The sequence below is a fragment of the Vibrio sp. Of7-15 genome, assembly GCF_022347565.1.
Classification (GTDB): Bacteria; Pseudomonadota; Gammaproteobacteria; order Enterobacterales; family Vibrionaceae; genus NORP241.
Window position 1 is genome coordinate 52729 of the sequence record NZ_JAKRGH010000013.1, and the last position, 17841, is coordinate 70569.

17 protein-coding genes are annotated in these 17841 nt (G+C 41.5%); 10 read left to right on the top strand and 7 right to left on the bottom strand.

Annotated elements, in window-relative coordinates; all coding sequences use genetic code 11:
* Positions 1–31: 31 nt before the first annotated feature.
* Positions 32–1174: a cytochrome c peroxidase gene (locus tag MHO82_RS14385; protein WP_239184650.1), complete on the top strand. Its 1143-nt coding sequence runs from the start codon at positions 32–34 to the stop codon at positions 1172–1174.
* 11 nt (positions 1175–1185) lie between these two features.
* The gene (locus tag MHO82_RS14390; RefSeq protein WP_239184651.1) at positions 1186–1695 is read left to right on the top strand and encodes a hypothetical protein; all 510 of its coding nucleotides are present in this window, start codon (positions 1186–1188) and stop codon (positions 1693–1695) included.
* A 26-nt stretch (positions 1696–1721) separates the two neighbouring features.
* Here MHO82_RS14390 and MHO82_RS14395 read toward each other — a convergent pair whose 3' ends face one another.
* Positions 1722–1982 (bottom strand): hypothetical protein, encoded by a 261-nt coding sequence (locus tag MHO82_RS14395; RefSeq protein ID WP_239184652.1) that lies wholly within the window; start codon positions 1980–1982, stop codon positions 1722–1724.
* 437 nt (positions 1983–2419) lie between these two features.
* Here MHO82_RS14395 and MHO82_RS14400 point away from each other — a divergent pair, with 437 nt between their 5' ends.
* From MHO82_RS14400 to coaD, 6 genes are all read left to right on the top strand, one after another.
* Positions 2420–3331 (top strand): hypothetical protein, encoded by a 912-nt coding sequence (locus MHO82_RS14400; RefSeq protein WP_239184653.1) that lies wholly within the window; start codon positions 2420–2422, stop codon positions 3329–3331.
* Positions 3332–3537: 206 nt separating this feature from the next.
* Positions 3538–4392, top strand: coding sequence for a hypothetical protein (locus MHO82_RS14405; protein WP_239184654.1), 855 nt, complete (start codon positions 3538–3540; stop codon positions 4390–4392).
* 27 nt (positions 4393–4419) lie between these two features.
* A complete protein-coding gene (locus tag MHO82_RS14410; protein WP_239184655.1) occupies positions 4420–4803 on the top strand; it encodes a lysozyme inhibitor LprI family protein in 384 nt (127 codons plus the stop codon).
* Positions 4804–4936: 133 nt separating this feature from the next.
* A complete protein-coding gene (locus MHO82_RS14415) occupies positions 4937–5683 on the top strand; it encodes a lysozyme inhibitor LprI family protein (protein WP_239184656.1) in 747 nt (248 codons plus the stop codon).
* 611 nt (positions 5684–6294) lie between these two features.
* Complete coding sequence (gene glpT / locus MHO82_RS14420) at positions 6295–7662, top strand: glycerol-3-phosphate transporter (RefSeq protein ID WP_239184658.1); 1368 nt, start codon at positions 6295–6297, stop codon at positions 7660–7662.
* A gap of 239 nt (positions 7663–7901) precedes the next feature.
* Positions 7902–8393, top strand: coding sequence for a pantetheine-phosphate adenylyltransferase (gene coaD, locus MHO82_RS14425; RefSeq protein WP_239184659.1), 492 nt, complete (start codon positions 7902–7904; stop codon positions 8391–8393).
* A gap of 85 nt (positions 8394–8478) precedes the next feature.
* On the opposite strand, the gene MHO82_RS14430 is transcribed toward coaD, so the two are convergent.
* On the bottom strand, positions 8479–9339 hold the full coding sequence (locus MHO82_RS14430) for a hypothetical protein (RefSeq protein ID WP_239184660.1): 861 nt from the start codon (positions 9337–9339) through the stop codon (positions 8479–8481).
* Positions 9340–9778: 439 nt separating this feature from the next.
* Between MHO82_RS14430 and MHO82_RS14435 the strand changes: the two genes are divergently transcribed.
* Both MHO82_RS14435 and MHO82_RS14440 read left to right on the top strand, forming a co-directional pair.
* The gene (locus MHO82_RS14435) at positions 9779–11686 is read left to right on the top strand and encodes a bifunctional UDP-sugar hydrolase/5'-nucleotidase (protein WP_239184661.1); all 1908 of its coding nucleotides are present in this window, start codon (positions 9779–9781) and stop codon (positions 11684–11686) included.
* A 98-nt stretch (positions 11687–11784) separates the two neighbouring features.
* Complete coding sequence (locus MHO82_RS14440; RefSeq protein WP_239184662.1) at positions 11785–11994, top strand: DUF3565 domain-containing protein; 210 nt, start codon at positions 11785–11787, stop codon at positions 11992–11994.
* A gap of 21 nt (positions 11995–12015) precedes the next feature.
* Here the strand turns inward: MHO82_RS14440 and MHO82_RS14445 are convergent, their stop codons facing one another.
* From MHO82_RS14445 to MHO82_RS14465, 5 genes are read right to left on the bottom strand one after another with little or no spacing between them, the layout of a single operon-like run.
* Entirely contained in the window at positions 12016–12735 is a 720-nt protein-coding gene (locus tag MHO82_RS14445; RefSeq protein ID WP_239184724.1) for an ABC transporter ATP-binding protein, read from the bottom strand.
* A 7-nt stretch (positions 12736–12742) separates the two neighbouring features.
* Positions 12743–14026: an ABC transporter permease gene (locus tag MHO82_RS14450; RefSeq protein ID WP_239184663.1), complete on the bottom strand. Its 1284-nt coding sequence runs from the start codon at positions 14024–14026 to the stop codon at positions 12743–12745.
* A 2-nt stretch (positions 14027–14028) separates the two neighbouring features.
* On the bottom strand, positions 14029–15246 hold the full coding sequence (locus tag MHO82_RS14455; protein WP_239184665.1) for an ABC transporter permease: 1218 nt from the start codon (positions 15244–15246) through the stop codon (positions 14029–14031).
* The gene (locus tag MHO82_RS14460; RefSeq protein ID WP_239184725.1) at positions 15243–16484 is read right to left on the bottom strand and encodes a TolC family protein; all 1242 of its coding nucleotides are present in this window, start codon (positions 16482–16484) and stop codon (positions 15243–15245) included. The genes MHO82_RS14455 and MHO82_RS14460 overlap by 4 nt, the downstream gene beginning before the upstream one ends.
* A gap of 46 nt (positions 16485–16530) precedes the next feature.
* A complete protein-coding gene (locus MHO82_RS14465; RefSeq protein ID WP_239184666.1) occupies positions 16531–17658 on the bottom strand; it encodes an efflux RND transporter periplasmic adaptor subunit in 1128 nt (375 codons plus the stop codon).
* Between the last annotated feature and the right edge of the window lie 183 nt (positions 17659–17841).

The following is a 17841-nucleotide window of genomic DNA, read 5'->3' on the forward strand; positions in this document are numbered from 1 at the left end:
TTCATGTAGTAATGTTTGAATATGGTCGAAAATGCAGTTAATTAAACATAGTGTGGCTACTTTACCCTTGGTGTTTTCTTTTTTGTTTAGCCCGCTGGCGTTGGGCGAATCGCGTGAGAAGCAAGTAGAGTTAGGACGCTATTTATTTAATGATGTCAGGCTATCGAAATTTGGTAACCGCAGCTGCAGCTTGTGCCACTCTCCGGATCATGGGTGGAGCAATACTTTTAGCCGCAGTATTGATATTCATAACCGAATGAGCACCTTAAACACACCGTCGTTGCTAAATTCAGGATCGTACCAAGTATATATGCAACGCAGTGTTGGCCTCGTTGATTTGAAAGAAACCCTTAAGTTGCCCCTATTTTCAGTACAACCAGAAGAAATGGGAATGACGGAGCCTTTGCTTCTTGAGCGATTAGAGCAAGCAGATACTATCTACCGACCTCTTTTTGAACAAGCTTTTGACAGCGATGACGTTACCGTTGACAGAGTACTTACTGCGCTTGCCGAATACGTGAAAACCATCAAATCCACAGACACTCCTTATAGCCGCTACATGGCAGGGGATCCTCAAGCATTAAGTGAATCACAGAAAAAAGGGCTGGATTTATTTAATAGTGATCGCTTGAAATGCAGTCAGTGTCATGGCGGTCCGCTATTAAATACACCTGAATATGGTCAGTCGTTTGCTAATACTGGGTTGTATGGAATAAGGGCTTATAATGGGGAGTATCGTTATCCACATAAAGAGCCTGGACGGCAAAAATTTACAGGTGATCGTAAAGACAATGGTAAGTTCCGGATTCCATCGTTAATTAATGTAGAAAATACCGGGCCTTGGGGGCATGATGGCAGTTTTCGACGTTTATCGACGGTGATCAGCGCATATGCTGCGGGAGGGCGCGTCACAGCTTCTGGGCCAAATAAAGGAGATGGGCGATTACATCCAGAAAAAGATGAGAGAATTCAAGGGTTTTCCATAACAAGAAGTGAAAAAGAGCAGCTGCTATCTTTTCTTTCGGCATTAACGGTTTCAGAGTCGGGTGTTCCTGGGCAACATCAATCGCCGTTTTGCTCTTTAGTCCCCTTAAAAAATAAGCCCGATGCACCAAGCTGTTTACCGCCATTTGTTTATAAGAAAGTTAAATCAAGGGATAACCAAGCCCGATAAGGTCATAAAATATGAGACTACATTTACCGAGTACCGTAGGAGCCTTGGCTTTATGTTTGGCTTCGTCTTACGCTTATGCCCAAAAAGAGAATGAGATTGCGCAATCGGAACAGGAAGGGCGTAATGCGTATTTTCAAAAAGAATACAGCCTAGCTTGCCAGCAACCACTGACTACACTGAATCCATTAGCAGCAACGCTGGATGAAGCTGCGCAACAAGAAGTAACATTAGAAGGTGGCTTAGGTTACCGAGCTCAGTTAAATAGCCAAGGCGAAGGCTATTTGCAGTTAGCGATTACTGAGTGGAATGAAAAGTTAGTGATTTTTCATCATGCTGACTTGATATTGGATCTGCCCGGCGCTGACGTAACTGGCTCGCGCATTAAAAACTTCCAATGTCCTGAGCAGGAAAAATTACTCACCCATTTTAATACTCACGAGTGGGGAAGTTACACCTTAAAGCTAGTTGGAAAACCAGATCAAAAGATTGAGTTTTCGATTGTAAAAGAAGTGAAGCGATAAATAGACCCCCTTAGGCTGTGCTCCATTCACCGAATTGCGGAGCACAGCCTAGAGAAACACATAATAATGAGCCCCAGCACTAAACCAAGAAAGAGCATGGCTACTTCAACCAGCGTAAAAATTATCAAAGCCAGCCCCGCTAAACCTTTATAGTCTGGTTCACAGACCTTCTGATCATTGTAAATACAGTAATCATTAAGGGACAGAGCGGCTTCTATGGCTCCCCAGCCAGCGAATAAACCAATTAACACTGTAACCACAATATATAACAGGGCGAGTTTCTTCATGTTTACTTCACTTTAAGAGTGTATGTGTGATTGAACTTTTTCATCGTGCTTTCCGTCTGAAGTGGTGTTTTTTTACCCAGTTCTGCACATCGTAATCAAAACCGACATATTACCACTGAGAAGTTGCTTTTATGTCGGTATTTCCTTAAAAAAAACAGGTATTTTCACAGGCAAAAATCGCACGACTCTTTGAACTGGAAATTATATAATTGATTGTAAAATAACAAAAAATATTAGCTGTATATTATTTAGGAAATTGGGACTAAATATGGGAAATACCATCGCGCGCCCTAAGCGTTATGTTCAGGCATACGATGTGCCTATGAGTCTGCGTGAAACCAATGTGCCGGAAATCACTGAGACTAACCATTGCTCAAGCGTTGGATGAAAGACCTGAAGTTTCAGATGATTTTAACGTATAGATAAAAAGGTGTATTTTGAAAAAGTCGTTAATTATTACGTTGGCGTTGTTGCCATTGTTATTTACTGTTCAGTCACCTTTGGCTGAAGAAACACCTCGCACACTAACCGATGATGAATGGGTAACACTTCTTTCTATTATGGACAGTGTGTCAAATAAGTCAGATAGCACGGTTTGGGAAGCTTTTCAGAAAGTTGAATATGGTGGTAGAGAGTATGAAGGCTTTAAAGATGAAGCAAAACATCAGGCGTTGATTGGCACCTTTAAACATTGGTTTCTGAATAAGTTGACACCATATTACCCTGCAAACTTGGATGCAAGAGAAATATTAGTTAATAGTAAAGGGAAGTTGAATGGTATTCACGATAATAAGGTTTTTGAACCTATTTATATTCCTAATTGCCAGGAGAAAGGGTTTGAATGCTTGTTTTTAACTCTATCTCTTGCTGATGAACGATCTAAAGATCGAAGCTTTCCCGGCTATTTAATTACCTTTAATAATGAGCATATTGTTGATGCTGAGGTGTTAGTATGGGGGACACTCGGAAATGATGCTTATCGGTCGTGGGCGAAAAAGCAAGAGGGGAGTGTTTACCGGAGAATGCAAAGTGAGGATACGTGGACATCGGTTCAAGTAGGGTTTTCTCCATTAACTTCATCTCTAGATATAAATAACAATTTTGATATTGATACCTCTGCTAAGGGAAGAATTTATTTTCCAGTAATGGCTGATCATGATGGCTGGAATAATAACCTTACAGCATATGAAAATGCACAGTGGTACTTTGTTGTACAATCTGATGGAAAAGTAAAGAGGTTATCTGAGTTTTCTTGTTCTGGCTCTTATCCTTCTGATTATATAAAAGATGTAGGAGAGTATATGATTCCTACATGTGAGCCATTCATTAATGAATACAATCCACATTAACCTATATTTGATATGAACTATTTAACTAGTGAGGTAATCATATTCACCTTGCTAGTTTTTATTTTAAATATATTTAACCTAAGCTCAATGAATTGTTCGTATAATATACAATGGACAGCACCTCTTATTATGTAGGATATGGTAAATAATAAAAAGGTAGGAGGAGAGGTTATTCAGGGAGTTTACTATTATGCTGGTAGTGGTTAATGATAAATTTAGTATGTAAAAATAAAGTAGATAAAATGAATAAATTTTTAATTATATTGCTATTCTTTTTCTCATTTGGGGTATGGGCTGACCAGCTAAAACCTTTAACAGAGCAAGAATGGAGTGAATTAACCTCTATTATGTATTCTATTGAAGCTGAATCAGCCAGTGAAGCTTGGCGTCAGTATAAATCTATTTTTAATCCCGTTTCATCTCCATTTTTAAACGAATTTAAAAGCAATGAAAAAAATAAAGAATTGATTGATAAATTTTCGGATTGGTTAGTTAAAGAACTGAGGCCTTTCAACCCTAGTATGCTTACTGAAGAAAAAGCGATTGCTTTACCTGATGAGCTAAAAGAGGAAGGTATAATCTCAAGATTTCCAAGAAATACTTTTGTTCGACTTCCTTTTTGCAAAAATATGCTTTGTTTTACAGTTATAGCTTATATTGAAGATAGAAATGGAGAATTGATGCCATCCCCTGAGTACTTAGTGACAGCAAATAGAGATAAAGTCATCGATGCAGTTGTGATCAGTACAGAGAGAATATGTAATGAGGTCACTTGTTCAACAGTAGGGGTTGGGGAAACACTCATTGTCAATGAGGAAAAAAGTCCACTAAGCAAACTGGCTCGGGATCAGTTAGTTTTTCCTGTTGGCCTCGGTCGAGGTTGGTCTCCTGCTCAATATTATGAAATAGCACAACGCTATTATGTAGTACAACCAACAGGTGAGATTAAACTTCTGGCAGAACCACAATGGTGTGAGGGATATTACCCTTCGGCGTATTTAAAGAATGGTGGCCCAGTATTAGCCGAGTTTTGTCGAGAGTTTTTAGTTCCTATAGATTAAAAACCAACATAAAAATAAGGTAATATGATGTTTAGAATCGTATGTGTATTTTTTATCTCTATCGTTTCTTTCTCAGCCTTCTCAATGGAGGAGTGCTCAGTACATAAAAGCTTATCTGAAATTTATCAGTGTGAAAAATTTGCATATGAAAAGTCCATGGATAATCTTGATAAGATTTATGGTTCTTTAATTTCTAGTGTTGAAGCTATTCCAGAATATAAGGAAAGTATTACTTTATCTCAAGAGCAATGGAATAAAACAGTAAAATCTGATTGTGCTAATTACAGTTATTTTATTGAGGAAGGTTCAATAACGTATGATATAGAGAACTTACATTGTTTAACATTTAAAGTAGACCAAAGGAATGAATATCTACTTAAATTACTTTCACGTGCGAAGGATTTTTTATAAATATAATAAATTGAGCACTATATACTTTTTAGAGGCACTTGATTCGTAGGAATGCTCATTAACAGCAGATTCTGATTAGTAATACTTTTCATCTCTGCTGATGATTGCTGCCATATTCTTTGCCAAAGTTGCAATGAAAAAGTGGTTAAATTTACAAAGTCAATATTTTATAAGAGAAACTAAATTGAAGAAATCACAATGGATTTTGAGCTGTTCTATGCTCACATTTGGGTTATTGCCATTTAATATTAATGCAGCCAGTTTTGATTGCGAAAAAGCTCAGACCAAGGTCGAAAAGCTGATTTGTAAAGATAAGGACCTTGGGGTTTTAGATGAAATGCTCAACCGTCAGTACAAAGCTCAACGTGAAGTTTTTGACAATGCTGATTGGGTTAAAGCAAGGCAATTAGAGTGGTTAGCAAGACGTGATCAGGTCTGCACCAATATTTATTCTTGTATGGATACCTACTATGCACGTATAGCCGATTTAAAACATTATAATGTTGGAGATTCAAAAGATACAGGGCGACAGTTTATGGGGCAAAAGCCTCCGGTAGAGTCTCATATGACTTTTTTTGATTTCAAAAATCATACATTGGTAATGAACTTTCAAAAAGGGACTACGCATTCTATAGAGGTCATTCGGAAATCAGATAATGAAGTGACTCAAGTAATAGACTTAGGCGGGGATACCGATAACTTATATTACGGTACAACGAGGGAGTATCTTAGTATGCCAGACGTTAATGATGATGGTTATGCAGACATAATGTTACTTTCTTCGTGGGGCGCGAGGGGTGGAACTGAATCTTACGAGGTTTGGACCTACAACCCTGAAAGCCAAGATTATGAATACACTTCAGGTATCGGTGCACGATAATTTTAGGGTTGATGCCTAGATTAAAAAACCAGAAAGGTGAATAACCCTCACCTTTCTGGTTTAGTAACGAAGAGAATTACTTACAGGTTTTAAGTTATTTCAAAACATCAGTATCATTACCCGACTTACGATGCCGCAGGCTACTTATTAAATAGAACAACGCAATGCCAACAACAGCAAGATAAGCGTTAGGCATATTATTTGTCCTTTAATTATTTATACCAGTCAAACTGTTTAAGCAGGGGATTTTGATATGTTCCTGTTTAACATTTTTATTTATTTCACCTAGCTCAAGCTCTGGTTGAGAGCAGCTATTGTTGATTCATTAATGCTTATACAGCCGCTTTAATCATTCAAACGAATAGAGCGTTTCATGTTTTAGTCCTTTATTAGGTAGTTGGTTTCGCATCTTTATAATTATTTCTGAACAAAATCGTTCTAAATACATCTTTTTATGGACATAAAGTTCCTTTGTAGATCAAATTCACATAAATTAATTCCATTTTGTTTGATAATGATCATATGTCGTGTTCATTCGAGCTTTTCTTGTTCGATATTTTACACGGTGCATCCATCGCTAAAACAAAAAATTATATTTTAAGGAACACTTTATGTTTGGCTTGTTTAAACCAGCTTTGCACACAGAGCGCTTGCCTGATGGGCAGATTGATTCCGTATTCAGTCGCCTACGCTGGCAATTGTTTATTGGTATTTTTGTTGGCTATGCAGGGTATTACCTTGTTCGTAAAAACTTCAGTTTGGCCATGCCATATTTGATTGAGGAATACGGTTATAGCCGAGGCGATCTCGGTGTGGCATTGGCTGCGGTCTCTATTGCTTATGGCTTATCTAAATTTTTAATGGGCAATGTATCCGATCGCTCTAATCCCCGTTATTTTTTAGCCTGTGGTTTAACCATGTCTGCACTGATCATGCTGTGTTTTGGCTTTATGCCATGGGCAACAGGCAGCATAACAGCCATGTTCATCCTACTATTCTTGAACGGTTGGTTCCAAGGTATGGGGTGGCCCGCGTGTGGGCGAACGATTGTGCATTGGTGGTCACGTAAAGAGCGTGGCGAAGCGGTTTCTGTCTGGAACGTAGCTCATAATGTGGGTGGTGGCTTAATTGGTCCGATGTTCTTATTAGGGCTGTGGGCATTCAATGATGATTGGCGTTCGGCATTTTATGTTCCGGCATTTTTTGCGTTATTGGTTGCGGCATTTTGTTTATTGATCATGCGTGATACGCCGCAGTCGTGCGGTTTACCTGCGATTGAAGAGTATAAAAATGACTACCCAGAAACGTACGATAAATCTCACGAACAAGAGATGACTGCAAAAGAAATCTTCTTTAAGTACGTTTTCAATAACAAGTTGTTGTGGTTCATTGCGATCGCTAATGCGTTCGTTTACTTGATCCGCTACGGTGTATTAGATTGGGCTCCTGTGTATTTAAATGAAGTGAAAGACTTTACGGTTGATAAATCGTCTTGGGCGTACTTCTTATATGAGTGGGCAGGGATCCCTGGAACGCTGTTATGTGGCTGGATGTCGGATAAATTCTTTAAAGGCCGCCGCGCACCTGCAGGCATTTTGTTTATGTCTTTGGTGACGATCGCGGTGCTTGTGTATTGGTTTAACCCTGCGGGTAATCCTGCAATTGATATGATTGCTTTGGTGGCTATTGGTTTCCTCATTTATGGCCCAGTGATGTTGATTGGCTTGTACGCTTTAGAATTAGCACCGAAAAAAGCTGCGGGTACGGCGGCAGGTTTAACCGGTTTATTCGGCTATTTAGGTGGTGCAGTAGCCGCGAATGCCATTTTAGGTTATACCGTTGACCATTTTGGTTGGGATGGTGGCTTTATGGTGCTGACTTCTGCCTGTGGTTTATCTATTTTCTTCCTAGTGCTGGCATTAGTCGGTGAAAATAATTTTCATGCTCAGCGAAAAGCAGGGCAAGAACAACAAGCATAAATCGCTATTATGGTTATAGTCAAAAGGCTTCACAGGTTGAAGCCTTTTTTATTGATGTTGGTTCAGTTGGGAGTAGTACAGTATACGTAAATACATATTCAGTGGTTTTTATCCTTCTATTTGGCGATAATGATCCAATTATGTTCACCTGAATATCACTTTGTTTTTGGCGCTAGGGTAATGGCTTTGTGCTGAGATACTTGTAAAGAAAATTTAGGTTTGAGAAACAAAGGATTAAGATGAAAGAAAAAATAGCGGTATTTGCTGGCTCTTTTGATCCAATCACGCTTGGCCACATTAATATTGTGCAAAGAGCGTTGAAGGTTTTTGATAAAGTGCATATCGTGATTGCGATCAATGGCGATAAGAAATATTTGTTCTCTAATGAGCAAAAATTAGCCATGATAAAGAAAACATTCATTGAGCACCCTCAAGTTGAGGTGTCGGTCTGTCATGGTGTGGTTGTGGATTATGCTGGGGAGCTTGGTGCATCGGCTTTGATCCGTGGTTTAAGAAACTCAACCGATCTGGACTACGAATACCCAATTTCTATTTTAAACAGTAAACTTGGTAACGATATTGAGACGTTTTGCATCCTTGCAGATAAGAAATATTCTTACATGAGCTCTTCTATCGTTCGTGAGCTGATCCGTATTGAAAAAGACATTTCAGAATATGTGCCTATCGCCGTTGTGGATGAACTCGCGGATATGGCGTTAGAAATGGCGTAGTCGATAAAATGTAAAGGTACTGATATGACGTCAGTACCTTTTTTGACAGGGTGATTTTTTAGTCTGTTCTGTTATGCCTGAGCATTTATACCTTAGTGCTTATGGCTTCCCAAAGTTTGTGTAAACAGCGACTGTCTAATGTTAACTCTAAGGCCATTTCACAAAAACTGTAAGCGAGCTTCAGCTGGTTTTTATTGGCACAATCTTCGTTCCAAATCGCAGGATCATGTAAGTTGATCGCTTTTGCTTCAGCAGTGATTGTTGTCCCTGAAGTATGAGCTGCGAACTCAAGTTGCTTTATTGTATGTTTAAGGGCGTCGTGAGCAATGTGCTCGTAACCCAGTTGGTTAAGTTGGTAAATGGCATAGGCGTGGGTGAGGCCATGAATTTTTTCGCCGGTGAAAAAGGGCTGATGGGAATTGATAAACATGGGCTGAGCGCTTTTCTCAACCGCGAGCTGACAAATATCGAACACTGTTATTGTTTGGCACGAGATAGATTGATAATTATGGCGATTATTTAGATCGTAATATTTTGCCCATTTGTCTTTTTGGCAGTTATGGATTAATTGAGCAATGGCATTGGTGATATTGCTATCAGCCAGCTCTGGAAATTGGTGTAGTACTCTTAGTGCTAACGTGCCATAAATGAAGCCATACCCAGACAGGTTTTGCTGCTTGGTACAGGCGTTAAGGGCCTTTTCGATAGGCATTATATCGGTAAAGCAAGATCGTGTAATGGGTTGAAAGTAATCGGAGTAGGATTCAATAATGATGTCTAGTCTTGCCTGGAGACTGGTTTCGGCGTATGAAGATAATAGCCCAGATTCGAGTAAGTAAGCGCCAGTAATTAGTGAAGCTCCTATATGGCCATGAAACCAGCCTGTCTTGTCCACATGAATGACGTTGGCTAAGGCGTGAAGTCCTTTTTCTTTATAATAATCCATAATTTCTTTCCTTGTTTCTGGTTATCTATTGATCAGAGTTATCCATACATCTGATCTAAAAATTTCAATAATAAGTACTCCATTCTGATTCAATTTTTATATTGTCATAATAATGAGAAAATATTTAGGTTTAATTGTTATATTCCATTTCTTTTTGGTGTAATGAATAATTTACCTTATCATTTCTATTTATGTTTTAAGTTGTGGTATTACCTTTAATATTAATCTCGGTTTATTTGTATGGTTATTCTTATTTTAGTCTGTATTGTAATTAAAAATATAATCTGGTTGTGTAAATATTAATTGTGAGTTATACCTCACATAAGTTAATTATCGAATTATAATTACATGGATAGTGTGATGAATATCAATATATATTTGGCTGCACAATTTATTATGGCGATCCTTTTATTTACCCATTTTTATAAAGAGTTTCATCATGAAAAAAAGTGTATTGGCGGCCGCAATTTGTTTGTCTGTTTCGGTGCCTGTTATGTCGGCTGATGGTGATATCGTCGATGTGACGATTTTGGGTACGTCAGACATCCACGGCCATTTTATGCCATGGGATTACGCTAGCGATAAGCTGAACATGAGAGGGAGCTTAAGTCAGATCGCGACCAAGGTAAAAGAAATCCGCGAAGAAGAAGATAACGTGATTCTTGTGGATGCTGGCGATACCATTCAGGGTAACTTTGTTGAAACTTTTAAAGATGAGCCGATAGACCCGATGATGAAAGGGTTTAATGAAATGGCTTATGACGTTTGGGTGCCGGGTAATCATGAGTTTGATTTTGGCTTAAATGTATTTAACCGCTCTTTGTCTCAGTTTAAAGGTAAAACGTTGGCGGGGAACATCAAACGCGTGGATGGAAATCCGTTGTTGCCAGCACATACCATTATTGAAAAACAAGGCATAAAAATTGGCATCATCGGCATGGATACACCAATGACTCAGGTGTTTGCTGAAGGAACAAATCGTTTGCAGGGAATGACGTTCACGAACCCTTCTTTGGAAGTGAAAAAAGTGATTCAGGAAATTGATGAGCAGGTGGATGCCATTGTCCTTGTTGCTCATATGGGGATAGATAACGAAAATAATATTAAAGATACAGGCGTAAGGGATATTGCCAGCATTAACCCTGAATTAGACGCTATTGTTGCAGGGCATATGCATACTCGAATTGATAAAGAAGTCGTGAATGGTGTGATTGTTACGGAACCAGATAAGTATGGCCGTGCTCTGTCTCGTATTGATTTGCAGTTTGAAGAAAATAATGGTCAGTACACGCTGATTAATAAAGACAGCTTTACCTATAGTATTAATGGCCTGACTTCCGATAAAAAGATGGAGTCGCTGTATGCGCCGTATCATAAACGCCTACGTGAAAATGCCAATAGAATGATTGCAACTCTGTCTGGGGTTGATTTAGTTCCTGCTGATGCAATAAAAGGCATTCCTCAAGTTCATATCCAAGACACGGGTATCAGTGCGTTATACCAGGAAGCGGGCATGCATTACGCGCCGATGGCCAATGTGGTGGCGTTGCAAATTGATAACGATAAAGCGAAGTTGAATGTGGGTGAAATTAAAGCCAAAGACATTGCTTATAATTATCAGTATGCAGGGGGGGAAATTACTGTCTATGAAATGACGGGTAAAGAGCTGAAAACTTACATGGAGTGGTCGGCCGGTTACTTCAATCAAGTAAAAGAAGGGGACGTGACCTACAGCTTTAACCCAGAGCGTCGTTCATCCAAATATTCGACTAACGATTTTTTTGCTGGCGTGACTTACACCATTGATTTAACCAAACCACAAGGTCAACGAATTTCGTCATTGTCGTTTGCTGATGGCTCACCGATTACTGATACCACACCAATTAATCTGGGTATGAACAGTTATCGCATGGGGCATTTGACGAGTGCTGGTGGTGTATTGGAAGGCCGTGAATTTCCCGTGATCTTTGATACAAAAGAAGCGTTTGGTGAAGAAGATGGCACCATTCGTAATCTTACAATCCGCTACTTAACGGAAGTGAAAAAAGGTCAGTACCAAAGTAAACCAATGTCACGTTGGAAGCTTGCGGGTCTTGATGACAATTATAAGACGCAGCGTGAGATTGTGACTGCTTTAATCAATGACGGTAAAATTACAGTACCAAGCAGCAGTAATGGTCGATACAGCAACGTGGCGTCCATTAATGTGAAAGATAAGCTATTTTCAGACAAAGATGAGCTTAGTGCAGAATTAGCTGAATTAACTCGTCAACTTAAGACGGCACAAACCGATCAAAAGAAAGCGGATCTGCAGCGTGACATTACCATTATTAAAGCGTTGAATTAATTGTAGGCTCTCCTATACAGCCTAACTTGGGCTGTATAGGAGACTGTCGTATAATGCCCGGCTTATTTGGTTATTGGTTAGATTGTAGGGTAGTTGGCATGAAACAAGCGATAAGTGGTTATCATCAGGATGATGAAAAACACTGGGTTGCACAGTTAGTGTGTGGTCACTTTCAGCACGTTCGACACAACCCACCTTGGGTCAGTCGCCCTTGGGTGATCAGCGTGGTTGGTCGTAAGAAAATGTTGGGGTTTGAGCTTAACTGCATTAAATGTGACGAGGGAGCCCCAAAAGATCAACAAGAGTGATATTGGGGCTCTAAGTCGTTTTTATGAGGTAACGGCTTTATCGGAGATCACTTGGCCGTCTTTAATGTGAATAATGCGTTTTGTTCGCTCAGCCAATGATACATCGTGTGTTACCACAATTAATGTGCGTCCTTCTTTATGCAGTTCATTAAACAGCGCTTCAATTTCTGCACCGGATTTAGAATCCAATGCCCCTGTGGGCTCATCGGCCAAAATAATATCGGGATCATTGACGAGCGCGCGTGCAATGGCCACGCGCTGTTTTTGACCACCAGAGAGCTGATTAGGTTTGTGTTGCATGCGATCCCCAAGCCCGACTCGGGTAAGCAATTTGGCAGCCCGCTCTCGCCGTTCTTTGGTTTTTACGCCGCGGTACACAAGGGGGAGGGCAACATTGTCTAGTGCGCTGGCGTATTCAAGTAAGTTAAAACTTTGGAACACAAAACCAATTTTTTGGTTACGGATCCCCGCCAGCTGGTGGCTAGATAATGAAGACACATCTTGTTGATCTAATTGATAATGGCCGGATGTTGGAATATCAAGGCAGCCAAGTAGATTCATTAACGTGGATTTCCCAGAGCCTGATGGCCCTAAGATAGAAAGAAATTCTCCCTTATTAATGGTAAGAGACACGTTATCTAATGCTCGAACTATCCCTTCACCACTACTGTAATGCTTACTGATGTTCGATAGACTCACCAAAGGTGCATTACCTGAGCAAGTTGTTTCGTTTGTGATCATACTGTCGTTATTCACTTTGTAATGCCTCTAATGGAGTAACGTTTGCTGCTTTCTTGGCTGGAAACCAAGCGGAGGCGACACCAACTAAGATCAGAGCGAAAATAACAATACCGACTACGGGTAAAGACAGCTCTGGGATTGGCTGGCCAAGTTCTTGGTATAACATATTATCTTCAAATGAGATGGACTTTATGAGCGTGACGGCACCATAAGTCAGGGTTAAGCCAAAGAGGCCACCGATGGACATGGTCAATAACGCTTGCACTAAGTAATGCAGTTTAATTGTGGTCGGCGTTGCCCCTACTGCCATTCTTACCCCAATGTCTCTGGTCGAGCGTTTCACGGTTGCGTACATCACATTAGCAATGCCGATGCCTGCAACACTTAGGGTGATCAGGCCAATGAGGCCGAGAAAACTCTGTAACCCGATTAAAAATCGGCGCATGGTTTTTTGTCTTAGCAACATATCTTCAGCTTGGAGCAAAGATATATCGAGCGGACTGGCTCCGTATTTTCTAGCCAGTACTTGTTTGACGGTGCTGGCAACTCGCTCTCGAACCACTGTTGGATGCGGTAAGATATTAATGGCTGAAATAGCGGCATTTTGATGAAAACGCTCCCAGGTAGTAAAAGGCACAAACATCGCATAATCTAGCGGTGTGCCTTGTTCTATTTGGGCACTGTTTCGTTCTAATACACCGATCACTGTAAATTCTTCATCGCCTAATTTCACGACTTTGCCAACCGGGTTTGTAGTCAGTTGTATCGGTTTCATCCAATCTCCCTCGTCGGGAGGGCTGAACAAATGCGCAGCGGCACTGTTGCCAATCACAATGACTTTACGTTGCTCAATCATGTCGAGCGGATTGAGCCAACGCCCACCCGGAGCAACACTTAAGCCAGTCAGTTCTTTGTAAGCAGGGTTAACCGCGAGAGGGTTTTGCCAAGTTGGGTTGTCGTTGTAGCTGACTCTTGCATCCCATTCCACTGTAGGCTCAGCGGCTTTAATGCTGGGTAGCTGGCGGATCACATTAATATCATCCGGTTGTAGAGAAAGTGCTTTACCTTGGTAGAAGCTGCCTGCGGTCATGCTGGCATATCCCCCCGTTAGGTAAATTAAGTTGCCGTTCCCATTTTCTGACGTTCTTATCAGACCTTGTCGTAAGCCTTCACCTGTCGCTAGCATCATGGTTATGCATAATGTCGCCCAGACGACGGCAAGAATCGTCAGAAACAATCTCATTTTTTCAGCTGCCATTTCTTGGAAGATCTGGCGTATTGGTAACATCATGATCAGGCTCTCGCACTTAATGCCATGACTGGCGTGAGGTTGGCTGCACGCTGGGCTGGAAAATAAGCAGCGAGAAGAGCAAGAAAGGCAGTAATAAGCAATGACCAACCGATGGAAGCAAAAGTGATTACGGGTGTCCCTAACCATTCAGGCATCCCAATGTAATTCAGTCCAAATACAAGGAGAAAGGAAAGCGCGATACCTACAGCGGTGCCAAAAGCGACCAACATCGCGCCTTCCAGTATAAATTGACACAGTATGGTGGTTGGTGTTGCACCAACGGCGAGTCGGACGCCAATTTCACGGGTTCGCTCGGTAACAGATAAAAACATAATATTGGCCACTCCCAGAGCACCGACAGCCAGTGTCATAGCACCACTTGCGCCAAGAAAAGCTTGAATGCCTCGAAATAAGGCATTGAAGAAGTCTGCGCCATCGCTGAGATCTGGCAAATTTACGGCGCTCATGTCGGTGGGATCAAAATGTTGTTGATTAGAAAAAAAAGCCCGTAAATTATTACGTAGTACAATGCTGGAAATGCCCTCCGCGGGAGAAACCAGCAAAAAGTCGGGCTTTAGATCCCATAAGTTTCGAAAGGTTGTGCTTGGCAACATAACTTGGTTGCTTTCATTATTCATAGAAAAGCCTCCCTCACTTTGAGTAGTAATGCCAATAATTGAGAAAGGAATGCCATTAACTTTTATTTGATCACCAATGAATAAATTACCCATTTGTGCTAACTGCCAACCTACGATAGCGACACGCTGATAGTGCTTAAGATCACTCGGAGTAACGTTTCGCGACACCGGTTGTAAGGTGAGGTTACGTAAAGCCATAAATTTCAGATCGATACCACTGACGTATCCCGGTAAGTGATGGCCTTGCGCATCTGTGACGGTGGCATCCCACTTACTGTAAACCACCGAAATATTGTCAATGTCTTTTTGATGCTCTAGCTGGCGCATTTCAGGCTCTGTAATGGTGATAGCCCGTCTTGATGGTAACCCTTGCCATGGTTTACTGGTTTGAAATGGGAAAGCCATTTGGGTATCACTCATCAACAATGAGAAAGACTGGGCATTAACACGGTAAAAACCTTCCCCCAGTGCCACGAGCACCAAAACCGACACAATTCCCCACACAATGGCAATCACCGCAAGTAAACTACGTAGGCGGTGAGCTAATAAGGTTTGTGTGGTTTGCTGTAGCAGTGTGATCATGATTGTAAAGCCTTGGAGATGTAGGCGATGGTATCATCATTGAGTTTGCCTACGGCTTGGAGCAGGGCAACACGTTGTCGCCAATAGGCATACAAGCGAGACTGTAAGGCGTTTTTACTGCTGAATAAGCTATTATGGGCATCGATCAGCTCAGAGGCATCGGTCATGCCTGCATCGTACACGGCTTGTTTACTTTTTAGCGCTTGTTCACGTGAAGAGACTTGGCGTTGGGCTATTTCGACTTGTTGCCAGTTCAGCTCAATTTGTCGAAACAAACTCTGTATTTCCCTTTTAATATCGATTTCTACTTTTTTGAGTGACTGTTTGGCATTGAGGACTTGGAGCTGCGAGCGATCCACTTGCGCACGTGTTGAGCCATTCAGATCGATTGGTATTTTGACATTTAACCCTGCTCCAAAGTTACCGTCTCGTCTGACGTCATCATCACTGTATGACAGTGACCCCGATACCGTTGGGTAGTAGCCCGCTTTTGCTGAATCTTGGCTATATTGTGCTGCTTTGACGCCTTGTTGAGCGGCAAGTAACTGTGGGCTCTGATCGTAAGCGGTTTTCAGCCATTCCGCTTCTGTGCTAAACAGTAAATTAGGCTTATGAAAATCAGTGGTGTTGATCTCATTAATTTGGTTAGCGGACAGATTCACCAAAGCCACTAGGTTTGCTTTTTTCGCTTCTATTTCTGCTTGGGCGTTATAAATGGTTGCTTGCTCATCTACGTGGTTGGCCCGCATGTCCTCTAGCTCAGTTGAGCGAATTTTCCCTGCTTTGTATCTCTGCTCTGTAATGCGCAGTAACCGAGCCCCTTCTTCAAATTTCTGCTTGGCTAGCTTTAGATCGCCTTGGGCACTGGCTAAATCAAAATAAGCATTAATAACACGGCCTGCGAGCTCATTATGGGCGACTTGCACGTTAAGCTGGGCGGTAATATACGCTGCTTGAGATTGGTCGAGTTGGGCCCACTGTGAGCTATCCCAAATGGTTTGGCCGAGTGTGGTTGAATAGCTATTGGTGTTGTTGCCATCGTTATCCCAGTTAGAATTGGCGGAGGCACTGAAACTGGGTAAGAGAGCACTTTTGCTGGATCTTACTTCTGTTTCACTGATTTGCGCTTGGATTTGCGCTTGAGCATAACTTGGGTCGTATTGTTTAGCCGCTTGCCAAGCTTGATTCATCGTCAGTGCGTGGGCCGATGCTGAAAGCAGACCAAGTGTAAGCAGCATAGGAGTCGCTAATTGGTTAAAGCGGTGAGAGCGGCAAGAATAAACATTAGGCATTTGGTGCTCCCATCATGCTGTTGTCAATAAACTCTTCGTCTTGAGATAAGCCGGAAAGCACTTCGACATTGATGCCATCGGAAAGGCCAAGAGATACTTTTCGTGGAGAGAAGCCTTGCTCTGAATCGTCTGGGATCAATATTTCAGGGGAGTCGCCGTTAAAGCGTAACGCGCGCTCAGGGATGACTGTTACTTGATCTGCCTTTTGTAAAATGATTTGTGCGGTTGCGGAAAACCCTGAACGTATGGTCATCTCTTCGGGAAAGCGGATGTTGCCGACTTCCACTTCAAATCCGTTATCAAAGCTGGTGGAGGTTACGCTGCTGTCATTGAGTTTCTGAGACTGAACCGCAACTTTGTTTAAGGTGCCTTCAATAACAGCATCAGGGTAGGGTGCAAGCGTTAGTGTGACAGGCATACCGACGCTCAGCTGGGCGGCATCGTGTTCACTGACGCTGCCTTTGAAAATCATGGCTTTCATATCGGCCACAGACATCATTTCTGTAGCGGCTTGGCTGGATTCTGTGGAAATGATTGGTTCACCAATCTCCACTTTTAAGTTGAGAATCGTACCGTTAATTGGTGCGACAATCGTAGAGGTCAATTTCGCGTCTCCGACGGAAGCCTCGCCACTTTGGATCAGAGCCAAGTGCTGTTTTTTCTGCTGCACATCCGCGATGCGGGATTTCACGTCGGATTTTGCCTGAATGTACTCGCCATAATTGTTCGGTACTATCTGTTGTTTCACCAAACTGTCTAGGTTAGCTAAGGTTTGTTTGGCTGACTCTAGTCCAGCTTCACTTTGCATGAGTGCTGTGGTGGCATCGGTTAAGGTTTGTGGAGTTGGGTTAGGGCGTACTTTGATCAGCGGCATTCCTGCCGTGACTTGTTCGCCTTCACGATGGTAAATCTCGCCAACAATTCCTTCAATTTGAGATTTTATCGACACGGAATGTGCCGGGACTATTTTGCCAACCGCAACAGCTTGTTTTTCAATTGTGCCTATGTGGGCGGTGAGCAGTGGAAGCGATGGCTCTGATTGAGACGTTTGGTTGAGATAGTAATATCCACTTCCCGCAGCGAGTGTGATAAAGGCAGCAAGCGCCCAACGTTTGTTCATAATTGCTTCCATATGTTTGTTAGCCATATATAAAATCTTTCAATTAGTTAGAGCACTATTGGCACTAATAGAGATGCATTAATCAGGCTATTACTTCATAAATGAGTGATGGTTTTCCGTTAATGATACCTTCTTTACTATCAAAAAAATAATGTTTTTTATTTTATAGGTATCATGCATGAG